The sequence below is a fragment of the Sphingobium sp. ZW T5_29 genome (assembly GCF_044987515.1).
In the GTDB taxonomy this organism is placed as follows: Bacteria; Pseudomonadota; Alphaproteobacteria; order Sphingomonadales; family Sphingomonadaceae; genus Sphingobium.
Genome location: NZ_JBJDRM010000002.1, coordinates 38995 through 52500, shown reverse-complemented (window position 1 = coordinate 52500; position 13506 = coordinate 38995). Strand labels below are relative to the sequence as shown.

10 protein-coding genes are annotated in these 13506 nt (G+C 59.4%); 5 read left to right on the top strand and 5 right to left on the bottom strand.

The window, feature by feature from the left end:
* Positions 1 to 183: 183 nt before the first annotated feature.
* The 4 genes from ACI3KQ_RS01690 to ACI3KQ_RS01675 all read right to left on the bottom strand — a co-directional run bounded on the left by ACI3KQ_RS01690 (position 184) and on the right by ACI3KQ_RS01675 (position 6605).
* Complete coding sequence (locus tag ACI3KQ_RS01690) at positions 184 to 2664, bottom strand: glycoside hydrolase family 2 TIM barrel-domain containing protein (RefSeq protein ID WP_404954172.1); 2481 nt, start codon at positions 2662 to 2664, stop codon at positions 184 to 186.
* A 656-nt stretch (positions 2665 to 3320) separates the two neighbouring features.
* Positions 3321 to 4661 carry a DGQHR domain-containing protein gene (locus ACI3KQ_RS01685; protein ID WP_404954170.1) on the bottom strand — a complete coding sequence of 447 codons (1341 nt, stop codon included), beginning with the start codon at positions 4659 to 4661 and terminating at the stop codon, positions 3321 to 3323.
* On the bottom strand, positions 4661 to 5194 hold the full coding sequence (locus ACI3KQ_RS01680) for a hypothetical protein (protein WP_404954168.1): 534 nt from the start codon (positions 5192 to 5194) through the stop codon (positions 4661 to 4663). Before ACI3KQ_RS01680 ends, ACI3KQ_RS01685 begins: the two co-directional genes overlap by 1 nt.
* Before the next feature lie 241 nt (positions 5195 to 5435).
* Positions 5436 to 6605: an aminotransferase class V-fold PLP-dependent enzyme gene (locus tag ACI3KQ_RS01675; RefSeq protein WP_404954167.1), complete on the bottom strand. Its 1170-nt coding sequence runs from the start codon at positions 6603 to 6605 to the stop codon at positions 5436 to 5438.
* Between the two features lie 43 nt (positions 6606 to 6648).
* Here ACI3KQ_RS01675 and dndB point away from each other — a divergent pair, with 43 nt between their 5' ends.
* The 5 genes from dndB to ACI3KQ_RS01650 are packed head-to-tail and all read left to right on the top strand — an operon-like array spanning position 6649 to position 13069.
* Positions 6649 to 7749, top strand: a complete 1101-nt coding sequence (dndB, locus tag ACI3KQ_RS01670; protein ID WP_404954165.1) for a DNA sulfur modification protein DndB — start codon at positions 6649 to 6651, stop codon at positions 7747 to 7749.
* Positions 7742 to 9211 (top strand): DNA phosphorothioation system sulfurtransferase DndC, encoded by a 1470-nt coding sequence (gene dndC / locus ACI3KQ_RS01665; RefSeq protein WP_404954163.1) that lies wholly within the window; start codon positions 7742 to 7744, stop codon positions 9209 to 9211. The genes dndB and dndC overlap by 8 nt, the downstream gene beginning before the upstream one ends.
* Positions 9208 to 11214 carry a DNA sulfur modification protein DndD gene (gene dndD, locus ACI3KQ_RS01660; protein ID WP_404954160.1) on the top strand — a complete coding sequence of 669 codons (2007 nt, stop codon included), beginning with the start codon at positions 9208 to 9210 and terminating at the stop codon, positions 11212 to 11214. Before dndC ends, dndD begins: the two co-directional genes overlap by 4 nt.
* Positions 11204 to 11587 (top strand): DNA sulfur modification protein DndE, encoded by a 384-nt coding sequence (dndE, locus tag ACI3KQ_RS01655; protein WP_217673798.1) that lies wholly within the window; start codon positions 11204 to 11206, stop codon positions 11585 to 11587. Before dndD ends, dndE begins: the two co-directional genes overlap by 11 nt.
* A gap of 3 nt (positions 11588 to 11590) precedes the next feature.
* Positions 11591 to 13069 carry a DNA phosphorothioation-associated putative methyltransferase gene (locus tag ACI3KQ_RS01650; RefSeq protein WP_404954158.1) on the top strand — a complete coding sequence of 493 codons (1479 nt, stop codon included), beginning with the start codon at positions 11591 to 11593 and terminating at the stop codon, positions 13067 to 13069.
* On the opposite strand, the gene ACI3KQ_RS01645 is transcribed toward ACI3KQ_RS01650, so the two are convergent.
* Entirely contained in the window at positions 13030 to 13506 is a 477-nt protein-coding gene (locus tag ACI3KQ_RS01645; protein WP_404954156.1) for a hypothetical protein, read from the bottom strand. The genes ACI3KQ_RS01650 and ACI3KQ_RS01645 overlap by 40 nt on opposite strands.

The window sequence follows — 13506 nt, the reverse complement described above, 5'->3', positions numbered from 1 at the left end:
GCGGCATAAACACATTTTCGGAGCTGGAGACCCGCAAGAACCGGGTGTTCGTGGCTTGGCGAAGGTGTAGCCGCTCTTACTCGCTTCCGCGCGGAATCCGGGATTACAGGCATTTGCCGTTCCGCTCCGCTTTGCTCGCTCATCTGTCCGCCATGAAGGAATGGTAGAGTGAAGGCATGACCGTTATGCCTTAATAATGTCTTGGAACAGCGTCAGTCGCGCGACCGCGGATGCCAGGCCTTCTGACCTGACTTCGATCGTAGCACTGGGTCCAGATCCGGTCGGTCGCAGGATCGCCAGCGCATGTCCATGCCAAGTCTTCGCCACAGGTTGCCGCAGGCTGGCGACACCGCGGGGGTTGGCGTTGCCGAACCCGGCCAATTCGACAGGTCCGTTCAGCGCAGCCTGAAGCACGCGCACTTCGTCGGGCAGGACCAACCCCTGCGCATCGACCACGCTGACCGTCGCATAAGCCAGATCGTTCCGGCTCGCACGGATGCGTGGCCGATCGACGTCCAGGCGAAGCGCGGCGGCTGGCCCGGCGGTCTGTAGAACGCGCAGCCCAATGAGTTTCCTGCCTCGATAGGCGGACGCTATGAGCTTTCCGGGGGCATAGGGCAGCGTGAAACGAGCCTCCAGATTATCGGCATCGGTCAGCGACTGCTGCGCCACGATTCTCCCGTTCAGTGTCAGTTCGACCCGGTCGCCGCTGCTGAACACCCGAATGTCGATCGGCTTCCCTTCCCGCCCCGGCCAGGTCCAGCTGCGAAGTTCATCGCCCCAACCCCATTTCGAATGAAACGGCGTCTTGCCTTCCGGCAAGGGACGAACCACGCTTATTTCGACCGGGCTAAGACCCCATAGAACGTCCCTCAGCAGGGATTGCGGCTTTTGCTGGCCGATAAGGTCGATGTCGCCGCAAAAGGCGTTAACCCAGGGATAGGCTGACTGGAAAGGATCGGTTTCCTCCAGGGCGGACAAACCAATGCCGGACTCGCCATAATAGTCCATCGCAGTCCAGACGAAGTCACCCAAGGCGTAAGGGGCGCGATTGACCGTGCGCCAGATCGACGCCGCATCCTTAGGGAAGCTTTCGGTGCCCATGAAGATGCGCCGGGGAAATTTGGGATGCTCCTTTTCATAGGCGGCGTGATTGTAATTATACCCGGCGATATCCAGAAACTGGGTGGCCGCTTGGTCGGGCGTTCCGTCGTTCCGCGTTGCCGCAGGGCCATTCCATCCGTTGATGCCAGCGGTTATTGGGCGGGTTGGGTCGATCTGGCGGATCTGATCGACTAGCTGGCGCGCGGTATCGACGCCCAGCGGTCGATATTTCTCCGGTATCTCGTTCCCTATGCTCCAGATGATGACGCTGGGGTGATTGGCGTCGCGCTCGATGGCCGCGCTCAGGTCGCGCCGCCAATGGTCTTGAAAATAGATATGATAATCATCCGGGATCTTGGGAATGTTCCAACTGTCGAAAGCTTCCTCGATCACGAACATGCCGAGGCGGTCGCATGCATCGAGGAAGCTCGTCGACGGAAAGTTGTGCGACGTCCTTACGGCATTGAACCCGCGCGCTTTGAGCAGTTCGATCTTGCGTTCTTCTGCCCTGTCGATGGCCACCGCGCCGATCAGGCCATTGTCATGATGGATGCAGCCGCCGCGCAATTTGGTGGGCTTGCCATTGACCAGAAGTCCGCGTTCGACGCTGATTTCGATATGGCGCACCCCAAAGGGAGTGACCATCCGGTCCACCACGCCGTCTGCATCGTGAAGGGTGCATTCCGCTTCATATAGCGCCGGGCTGTCGGGAGACCATGTTGCGGGTTTGGCGATCTCCAGCGTCAGCATGGTTTCGGCCGATGCCGGTGCTTCGGCTCGCGCCACCACATGGCCATCCGCGTCTCGCAACGCCACCGCGACCGTCATGCCGGGCTTTATGCCTTCGACACGCGCCCGGACATGCACCAATGCGCGGGCGGGGCTCACTTCAGGCGTTGTCACCCGCACGCCCCAGCGGCTGAAACGCGTGGCGCGCGTGACGTTCAGCCGGACGGCGCGATAGATGCCCGATCCGGAGTACCAGCGACTGTTGCTGCCCAAATTGGCCACCCGCACTGCCAGCACATTTTCCCCTGCCGAACGGATATAGGGCGTCAAATCCAGTACGATGGGTGAATAGCCGTGAACGCCGGAGCCGATTTGCTCACCATTCAGCCAGAACTCCGATGTTCCATAAACACCGTCGAACACCAGTTCGACATGCGCATCTGCGGGCAGTCCGGCGAGAGAGAAACGCTTCCTGTACCAACCCACGCCACCGACCATATGGCCCGTATGCCGCCCACCCGCGCTGCGCGTGGACGCAATCAGCAGCGGTGGCGGCGCGCCTTCAAAGGGGCCAATCATGCCCGGCACGCTCTTGACCGGTGCCCATATGGGCGCCGTATCCACATCACGGATCACGGCATTTACGGAAGGCTCCTGCCTTTCCAGATCCTCGATGCTCCAGTCATGCGGCAGGTCAAGCCGACGCCAGCGGGTATCGTTGAAGAGAGGCGCCGAGGCATCGACCGCATCGCCCCGGAAGAAGGTCCATCCCGCGTCGAAGGACTGCCCCCGACGTCCCGCGGCCAACCGCTCCACTGCTGGCGAAGCCAAACCCACGCCCGCGACGCACAAGGCTGTTGACGCAACCGCAAGTTGTAGCGTCGAGCGCCGGGAAATATGAAACTGGCTATACCGCACCTGATTGCTTCCCCCGTCTTTGGACCGCCTGAATTTATGCCATTATTTTCCAGGGGCATGCTCATGCGAATGGCGAACATATCGATGCTGCCATGGACAACCTTGAGAAGCGTATCTGTTGCCTATCTGACTCGATTACACCAAAATTACACACGGGGCGGAATACTTCCAACCTGCATGAAGAAATATTATTATTTTTCAGTAAGTTAGTGGTCGGGGACGGCATCGAACTGGCATCATAAGCCCAGGAAATCAAAGAAGGTTTCGATCGTTTGCATCTCAAGATACCATGAAAAATACCATCAAAATTCGTTCATTTTTGGTTCGACATTTGTTCGCGCCAAATTGTAGCGATTTTGCGGTGAACTGCTTCCTGCCCGGTCCAACCACCCTTTAGCGCCGAGCGAAGCCCAGAAGAGCTTTCTAGCCAGGCGACTAAGCCGCTAATTTTCCAGTCAAATCAATGACTTAAAGGGTCGCCAAGAGCATCCTTAGCACGATCCGGATTCGTGGAAAAGGCTGGACGCAATGGGACGGGACCGTTCGATGGGCATCGCCAATCATGCCAACTAAATTAGCACAGCCTGAGGCATGATGAATTGTTCGTCCCCGGCCGGGAGTTCAGATTTGGGGATTAGCCCTAGATTGACGCGAATGATCCGCCTGATTGCGGTGCGATTGGAGCCGGACGCGTTCTGGAAGCGTACGTGTTCGAATTTTATCTCGCGGGCTGGGGCAAGCTGCTGCCGAAATGCCTGCTCGGTCATATCACCTGCCTCTAGCATCGGTCGCACAATCTCGCGGTAGATATCGAAAAGCGCCTGGACGCCAACCGTTTTGCGAATGAATGATTTGGGATCGGCGTCCCGCCAAAAAAGCTCATCTGCAACATTCACAAAGTTGCGCGTGGCTGCATAAATAAGCGCATCATCTCCATCGATATAAACCTTGCGCAGCGGCGGACCGTTGGCGCGTCCCAAATCAAGCGACGAGCGCCGGGTAAAAAAGGCCTTCCTCAATTTCGTGGCATCAGCCTTAGGGTTGGAGCTGATCAAGCGGACTATTCCACTGACAATCGTGGCGAACGAGATTTTCATGTTGCCTTTCGGCATCAATTTGGCCGACGCAAAGTCATTGGTCGGTGCCACCGCAATACGTCCCGCCATGCGCGAATCCGGATCCGTTGCTAGCCGACGCGCTAGGAACACCGCGAGCTTGTCAGGTGACCAGTCGCTCTCTTTTTCGTCCGCCACGTTGTAGCCGAACAGCTCATAAGTGAGGCTCTTGTCCACCGGCTTTTGATTGGAGTTGATCGTCGCAAAAATCGTCGCTTGCATCGGCGGCGGAAGATCCATGAAAACAGCGCACAAAAGCTGGTCATCCAGTCGCGCTGGATCCGCCTCGGCAAACGCGAACAAGCGGTGCTGACCATCGATCACGCGGGCAAGTTGCTCGCCGGTAGGAATCACTAGCTCGTAGGTCTCGCCCACCGTCTCGCCAACATCATCGAGGATTGGCTTGGCGTCGATAAACCAGCGCCGTGCCTGCTCAGACTCGGCTTCCTCCTCGCTCGGCTCACCATCGAGATCGGTGTCAACGTCGCCTTCAACCCTTGTTTCATCTCGTTTGAAGTTAGCAGCGATAATAATTGAATTCGGGAAGCTCGCGTCGACCTGTTCAATATATTCGGCGATCGCTGTCAATCGTTTCGGATCTTGTAAACGCTGGGTTCCCGTCACCGAATAACTGCCGGTGACCGGATCAAGATCGGCGGATACCGCCTTTGTATAGCACAGCTCTAAGAGGCTGCGTGCGGTCATCACGACTGCAAAGAAGCTGCCGATTGGCTGATCCACCCTCAGCGCTCGGAGCCGCATTGGGAACTTGCCGGGTGGAGTATTAGTCGCCATCACACCTTCACCCCGCTAGAGCCGCCCTTTAGACCGCGGCTAGGATCACCACCCGAAGGCGCGCCGGGCTTGGCCCTATCTTGAAACAATTCGTCCTCGCCATTTGCCAGCCACCAAGCGAAGGTCGCTACGATTAGGCCAACCACACCGTAAGCGTGAACCCCCCACTGTCCGACTTGCGCGTTCGTTACCCAGTAGGCGAGCCAGATCACAAAAAATATCAGGACGAAACTTGCGAGAATCGCCATCTTGTTCATCGTTAGGCCCAGCTGCATCACACAAGGACCGCCAACAGCGAGAATGGCGGTCGCATAGGCAAGGCGCAGCCCCTGTAGTTCCAGCTCAGGCTGCTCGGTGGTCGGCGTAAAATCCCAAACCCTAGCCACTTCGATCCACACAGCGAAATAGCCGAGGATGAGAATCCCGAGCACGAGCACGACGTAAAAGGTCCATTGGCGACACGGATGCTTCAGCCGGCGACCAATCATCGCCCACGGGTGTTCGCCGCTGCCCTCTACCTCGCTAGAACTCATCCGCCTCCCCCGCGCCAACGCACCGCGCACCACCCGGCGATGTCACTGTTATATCGTCCACAATCTGCAATGCATACTCGACTTTGTCATCCATTTTGCAGATCGCCTTGCAGCTATCCGGAAGCGAGCGCGCCGACACAATGGGCGACCAGATGGTCCTCACCGACCCAAATGAGCAAGTTCGTCATTTCGGCAGCATCTTCCACAAGCGATGTGCGCAGCCACGCGGCCGATCATGACCTCAGCGTAAGCTGCTTATCCTCGCTGCCACGTCGACCCAATCAGGTTCCTCGGTCATGTGGCACCAGGAAAATCGCAGCGCTCCGTCGATGCGATCACCTGGCAAGCCCATAGCGAGCAGCACATGGCTTGGTTCATAGCTCGCAGAGGTGCAAGCCGATCCGTTGGACAGCGCAACCAAGTCTTTCAACACCAGCATCACCGCTTCGGAATCAAGACCGGGGAAGCTGAGGTTTAAGGTGGATGCCAGCCCATCTTCTAGCGAGCCGTTGATTACCGCGCCGAGCGGCAGAAGTGCGTCGAGCAGGTGCTGACGGATCTCTAGACAACGCGCCGCACGCTTGTTCACGTCGCGCGATGCCGCTGCACAGGCGGCGCCGAATGCAGCGATGATCGCAACCGGCAGCGTCCCAGGGCGCAAGCCCCGTTCCTGCCCGCCTCCATAGATGAGCGGCGCTATCGGAATCTTGGTCTCTTTGCGGCGGACGATTAACGCCCCGATCCCTTTGGGAGCGTAGAGCTTGTGGCCCGAAACGCTAATCAGGTGGATGTTTGGATCGGCGAGCGGCGCACTAAGCTTGCCAAAGCTTTGCGCCGCATCGACATGAAAGAACGCACCGCTTCCAGCCAGACCGGCGGCAATCGTCGTAATCGGCTGCAGCGCACCGGTCTCGTTGTTCGCGTGCATGACCGAGACCAACAGCGTGTCGGGTCGCAATGCCGCCAGCACCGCGTCATCGCTGATACGGCCGTGACTGTCGGGCGCGATAATAGTCGCCTCGAACCCGGCGCCAACCAGGGCCTGCACGGGTTCGAGCACCGCTTTGTGCTCGATAGCGGTGGTGACGATGTGTCGCTTGCCCGTGGCCTCGCCGTGCGCGCGCAGGCCCAGAATGGCGAGATTATTGGCTTCGGTCGCGCCACTGGTAAAGATCACCTCGTCGGCGCGAGCACCAGCAAGCGTGGCGACTTGCGCACGCGCGGCTTGCACTGCGCGCTTCGCCTGCGTTCCGAACTCATGGGTACGGCTGCCGGCATTGCCGTATTCAAGATCGGTAAAGCGCAGCAAAGCGGCCCGGGCATCGGGTATGATCGGCGCGGTCGCAGCACAGTCAAAATATGATGTCATTTGCCAAACAAAGTATGTTTCCTGTTTGACAAACAGTGCCACAATCGCGAGTGTCGGTCCAGAGGGAGCGCACGTCGATACTTTCATGGTAGCAGGATTCGAATATGCCTTTCCGGCAATACGAGGCGTCCAGGCCAGCCGCGAATTTTACGTGTCGATGTGCCCGCTCCGGCTGCTGCCGAAACTGTTTCTCTTCAACGAAGACGAGATGGTACCTGAGCTGCGCGCTCAACGCCAGTTGAACAAAGCGCGGCTGCCGGAAATGGCGCGCTACGTTCTCGAAAACCCCGACGATTACGTATTTTCCGCGATCACAGCGTCTGTCGACGCCGATGTTAAGTTTGAGCCGTTCGGCGATGATCCGGAATCGCGAAAGATGGGCGTGCTGCGGATCCCGATGTCAGCGCGATTCGTTTTGAATGATGGTCAACACCGTCGCGCAGCGATCGAGATGGCGATGCGCGAGAACCCGTCGATCGGCGACGAGAGCATCGCGGTCGTATTCTTCCTCGATCAGGGCTTAGCTCGCTGCCAGCAGATGTTCGCTGACCTCAATCGCTATGCGATCCGACCGGCGCGATCGCTTGGCGTGTTATACGACCACCGCGATGACAAGGCGCTGCTTGCCAAGCTGGTTGTCGCGCGCGCGCCGGTGTTCCGCGACGTCGTTGAAATGGAGCGCACCACGCTCGCACCACGATCACGCCGGCTGTTCACGCTGAGCGCAATCTACACTGCTACCGCCGCGCTGCTGCAGAATGTCGAGCTCGAAGAGGCAGAAGAGCGCGCCAAGCTCGCGGCGGAATTCTGGGAAGTGGTCGGCGCACAGCTGCCGCAATGGGCGCAGGTCCAGCAGGCCAAAATCACCGCCGGCGATGTGCGCGAGGATTTTCTGCACAGCCACGGCGTCGTGCTACAGGCGCTTGGTCGAGTCGGGAATAGCCTGCTCCACCACCAGCAAAAGGATTGGAAGAAGCAGCTGAAGAAGATTGAGACAATCGACTGGCGGCGAAACAATGCCGGCTTGTGGGAGGGCCGCGCAATGATCGGCGGGCGCGTATCGAAGGCGCAGCAGAACGTCCTGCTCACCACCAACGCCATCAAGAACCATTTGGGCATCAATCTCACTGCAGAAGAAACCCGTGCCGAGGAAGCCCATCAACTAGGAGAACGCCGCGATGGCTGAACAGCCGCGGCGCAAAAGCGCCTTTAACGAACTCGGTTTCGAGGCGACGATCGCCGCGCTGATCGATGAAATTCAGACCATGTACCGCGCCGACGGCATCCCTTGGGTGGTCGGCTACAGCGGCGGCAAGGACAGCTCTGCGGTACTGCAGCTGATCTGGATGGCGATGGTCGCGCTGCCCGCGGACGAGCGTATCAAGCCAGTTTATGCGATCAGCACCGACACGCTGGTTGAAAATCCGATCGTCGCGACTTGGGTGCAGAACTCTCTCGACAAGATGGGCGATGCCGCCAAGGCTGCTGGTATTCCACTGACGCCGCACCGGCTGACACCGGAAGTGCGTAACAGTTTCTGGGTCAACCTCATCGGCCGCGGCTATCCCGCACCGCGTCCGCGGTTTCGATGGTGCACCGAGCGGCTCAAGATCAATCCGTCAAACAAGTTTATCGGCGAAGTCGTGCGCGCCAATGGCGAGGCGATCATCGTGCTTGGAACGCGCAAGGCGGAAAGCGCGGCGCGCAACCATGTGATGACTCGGCTCGAGGGCAAGCAGGTGCGAGCGAAGCTGTCGCCCAACACCACCTTGCCCAACGCCTATGTCTATAGCCCGATCGCCGACTGGTCGAATGATGATGTGTGGACTTTCCTCATGCAGCGTCGCAACCCCTGGGGTCACAACAACAAGGATCTGCTGACGCTATATCAAGGCGCGTCGGTCGATGGCGAATGTCCGTTGGTGATCGATTCGACCACCCCGAGCTGCGGCGACAGCCGCTTCGGCTGCTGGGTTTGCACGTTGGTCGACCAGGACCGGTCGATGCAGGCCATGATCCAGAACGACACCGACAAGGAGTGGATGCAGCCGCTGCTCGATCTGCGCAACGCGCTGGATGTGCCGGACGACCGGCCGCTTCGCGATTTCCGGCGGATGAGCGGGCATGTCCAACTGTTTAACGACCAGCTGGTGCCGGGACCCTATACGCAAGCGGCGCGACAGAAGTGGCTTGAGGACCTACTCGCCGCACAGCTGCATGTGCAGATCCATGGCCCTGAGGAAATGGCTGGTCTCCAACTAATCACGCTCCCGGAACTTGAGGAAATCCGCCGGATCTGGGTAGTAGAGAAGCATGAAATCGAAGATAGTCTTCCCAAGCTCTATGAGCGAGTAATGGACAAACCGTATCCGGGTGGGCGGCTCGACGACGGCATGAGCTTCAATGCCGAGGATATCGAGCTCCTGAAGGAAATCAGCGGCGACACCCTCCACTTCGAGCTCACGCGGCAATTGCTCTCAATCGAGCGCAAGCACCGCGTGATGGCCCGCCGCGCTGGCGTGTTCGGCGAGCTCGAACGTGCCATTGAGCGCGGATTCTATGAGGATGAGGCTGACGCCACTGATCGCGCACGCACGCGCCAACAAGCAAAACAGGACGCGGCTAATCAGGCGGCGGACATCGCATGATTATCGACCAGCTCACTTTGCATGATTTTGGCCAATATGGTGGCCGGGTGGTTGTCGACCTGACACCGCCTTCGCCGGAGCAGCCGATCATCTTGTTTGGTGGCCTCAACGGCGCGGGCAAGACCACTTTACTCGACGCAATTCAGCTGTGCCTGTACGGCCAGCTTGCGCGACCGTCCCGGCGCGAGGGCATGAGCTACGAGCAATATCTCGAGGGCTCGATCCACCGGGGTAACGGCGCGACGAGCGCCATGATCGAACTACGCTTTCGCCACATGTCGCATGGCGAGGAGCAAATTTATCACGTCAAGCGAAGCTGGCGGCGGACGCCCAAGACCTGCAAGGATCAGCTTGAGGTGATCCGCAATCATCGCTTCGATGCGATGGCGACCGACCATTGGGCTGAACAGGTGGAGGAGTTCCTGCCTTCCCGCATAGCCCACCTCTTCCTGTTCGATGGCGAGCAGATCGAGGCCTATGCCGACCCGCGCAGCTCGGCGGGACTAATCGAAACCGCGGTCTACAATTTGCTGGGGCTCGACCTCGTCGAGAAGCTCGGCTCAGACCTGTCGGTGATCGAACGCCGACGGCGTATGGAAGTGCGGCCGCAGGAAGAGCAGGACCAACTCAAAGTGCTCGAGCTACGGCGTGAGGAATTGCGCGAGCGCATCGACATCGTCCATGCTGCGCATGCCAAGCGTGAAGCCGACCTCACTCGCATGCAAGATTTGCGAGCCCGACTAGAGGAGCGCTTTCGAAAAGAGGGCGGCCATCTCTATGAACGGCGAGGCGAACTCGAACGGACACTCTCGACCGCCGAAGCGCATTTTCGTTCGACTGAGCGTACGCTGCGCGATGCCGCCGCTGGGGCGTCGCCACTTTTGCTGGTGGGGCCATTGCTGCAACGGACCGCCCAACAAAGCCGCGTGGAGACTGCTTCGGCGCAAGCGCTCGCGACCGATCAATTGCTGTCGAAGCGTGACGCCGAGATCATTGAAGCGATTACTAAACAGAAACCGAGCTCATCTGTGCTCAAAGCGTTGTCGGATTTTCTACGCGAAGACCGTGCCAGTCGCCGCAATGCAGTCGAATTGCCGCGTCTGGGCATGAGCGATCTTGGTCGCGATCGTCTGCGCGAGCTGACTGAAGCAGAACTGAACACCGCGCGTGCAATGCTCCCGTCGCTGCTGGATGACCAGCACAGGGCGTGGATCGCGCTCGAGGATGCGCGCAACCAGGTCGCAGCGGTGCCGACCGCCGAAGCGTTGACTGCATTGTCATCTGAGCGCGATGATTTGATCACCCGCGCGGCGGTTCTGCAGACGGAGCAAAAGGCCGAAGGCGAGCAGCTCGACCGGTTGCGACGCGACCTTGAGCGCGCCCAAGCCGAAATTTCGCGCTTCACCGCCGATGACAAGGAAGCTCAGCTCGCGCAGGACGACCGCGCCCGCGTGCTGTTGCATGTGAGCAAGGTGCGCGAGACGCTCGACAAGTTTCGCGATGCGGTAATCCGCCGCCATCTGGCGCGTATCGAGGCGCTCGTTCTTGACAGCTTCCAGCAACTGCTGCGTAAAAAGACGCTAGTCGCCAACCTGCGGATCGACCCGGAAACTTTCCATTTAGCGCTGACGGGCCGCGACGGTAACCCCTTGCCGCCCGATCGCTTATCGGCAGGCGAACGTCAGCTACTCGCGACTTCGGTTCTTTGGGGCCTGGCGCGCGCATCGGGCCGGCCGCTGCCCACGGTGATCGACACGCCGCTTGGCCGGCTAGACAGCTCGCATCGCCGACGCCTGGTCACCCATTATTTTCCGCTGGCCAGCCATCAGGTGATCTTGCTGTCGACCGACGAGGAAATCGCCGGCGGTTATTTCGAAGCGCTTAAGCCATTCGTCGGCCGCGCATACCATCTACAGTTCGATGAAGAACGCGGGACGACCAGTGTTGAGCCCGGCTATTTCAGCGAAGTGAACGCCACTAGCGAGTCTATACATGTCAGTTAGGTCGATCCGCTTTTCACAGACAGCACGAGATCAACTCGCTCGTCTGAAGCGACATACCGGGATCGAACATATGAATGTTCTGGCGCGCTGGGCGCTTTGCACTTCGCTCGCCGAGGCGATCCCTCCCCCGCCTGCGAAGATCCCGGCCGATAGCAATCTCGAAATGACCTGGGATGTGTTCGGGGGCCGCTACGCCGATATCCTGCTTGCCCTGGTCAAGCAGCGTTGCTTCGAAGACGGTCTGGGCGATGATGATGAGCTGATCGGCCAGCAGCTGCGCCTTCATGTCCATCGCGGGCTGTCCTACCTCGCCGGTGATCGCAAGCTTCGCAGCATTGCCGACCTGATCCACCGGGCTGACCGCGCAGCCTGAGCGATGGAGGTCGCCCGCGACCGCACTGCCCTCAGCCGTCAAGCGCTTTCACGTCCGTGGCGTTTGGCGATTGCAGATGGCCTCGTCCGGGAGGACGCAAGCCTTTTCGATTATGGTTGTGGAAAAGGTGATGATCTTCGGTTGCTCACGGCACAAGGCCTGGTCGTCAATGGCTGGGATCCCAATCACCGGCCCGACACTGAGCTACGCCCTTCCGCGGTAGTAAATCTCGGCTATGTCATTAATGTCATCGAAGCCCCGGCCGAGCGTGCGGAGACGCTGCAATCCGCCTGGAAACTTGCCGGCCGACTGCTGATCGTTGCGGCGCGGATGACCGGGGAAGAGCGTGACCTCGCGCAGCGCACGCCGCTCGCCGACGGCATCCTAACCAGCCGGAACACCTTCCAGAAATTCTATGAGCAGCAGGAGCTCAAACACTGGATTGAGAAGGTGCTGGGCGCTGAGGCAATCGCTGCAGGTCCCGGAATTTTCTATGTCTTTCGCGATGCTGATGCTGGTGAAGCCTATCGCAGCGCTAAGACGCGCCGACGGATTGCGGCGCCATCGCTCACTCTGTCGGAACAGCGCTGCCGCGAGCATCCCGCCTTGGTCGATGGGCTGATCCGCTTCTATACCGAGCGCGCGCGGCTGCCCGAGCCCGACGAGCTCGCCGAAAGCGAAGTGATCGCCAGCGTGTTCGGAAGCATCAAACGCGCCTTTCAGGCAATCCTGCGGACCAATGCGGAGGTCGATTGGGGTCCGATCATCGCAGCCCGGCGCGAGGATCTGCTCCTTTATCTGGCGCTCAGTCGATTTGAGCGCGGGATGCGCTGGTCCAAACTAAGCGAACCGCTCCAGCGCGATGTACGTGCATTGTTTGGCACCTATGCCGCCGCACAGCGTCAGGCCGAGGCGCTGCTGTTGCAGCTCGGCCAGCCCGGCGCGGTCGATGCAGCGGTCAGCGCGGCCACGGTCGGCAAGACGACGCCGACAGCGATTTATGTCCACCTCTCGGCGCTCGAACAATTGCCGCTCTTGCTGCGCGCCTTTGCCGGCTGCGGGCATGGCTATTTAGGGGCGGTCGAAGGCGCGACGCTGATCAAACTCTACCGGCGTGAGCCGAAATTATCTTACCTCGCCTATCCCGATTTCGACCGCGACCCGCACCCCGCACTCGACTTCTCATTTAACATCGACCTGCGCGAGCTGCGCCTCAAGCGGCGCTGGTTCAAAGGCCAACCGAATCCGCCTGTGCTTCACCGCAAAGAGTGTTTTGTGGCGGAAGGCTATCCGCGCCGCGCCACGTTCGCCCGGCTAACCAAGGCTGAGGAAGCAGCGGGATTACTCGAGGCTACCGACCGGATCGGGCTGCGGCGTGGATGGGAGGCCGTGCTCAACGAGAACGGTTTCACGCTCGCAGGCCACCGGCTGATTCGCGTTCCTCAAGCCGGGGTGAGTGCGTCGCCGACTAAGGCGACATAATCGCGTAGAAACTCTTCGATCGAATAGGGTTTGGTGTCGCGCTTTTGCGAAAGATATTCAAAGCCGCCACTGGCATAGGCGTTCATCCGCTTCATGCCGTGCTCTGTCAGATGGTTGTTGCCGTTGCTTGCATCGACAATGTCTTTGAACAGCCCGCGGACCGAGGATTTTTCGGTGACGTCGATGCCCTTATATTTCATTTCTGCTATCACCAGCAGGCCGATCAACAGAGTGCTCGCCGACTTATAATCGTCGATGAAATAGTCGATAAACTCCTTCGAACCCGCTCCGGTGATGTGAGTTTCGCTAGACCGACCGCTGGCGAAGCCTGCCATCAAGCAGAAATAGTAGAGATCGAATTTCGAGCGGATGTGCTGGGTTTTCTCGATCTCCGAGAGCCAGGCTTCAGCGTCAGTGCGTAGTCGGAACATCGCCAT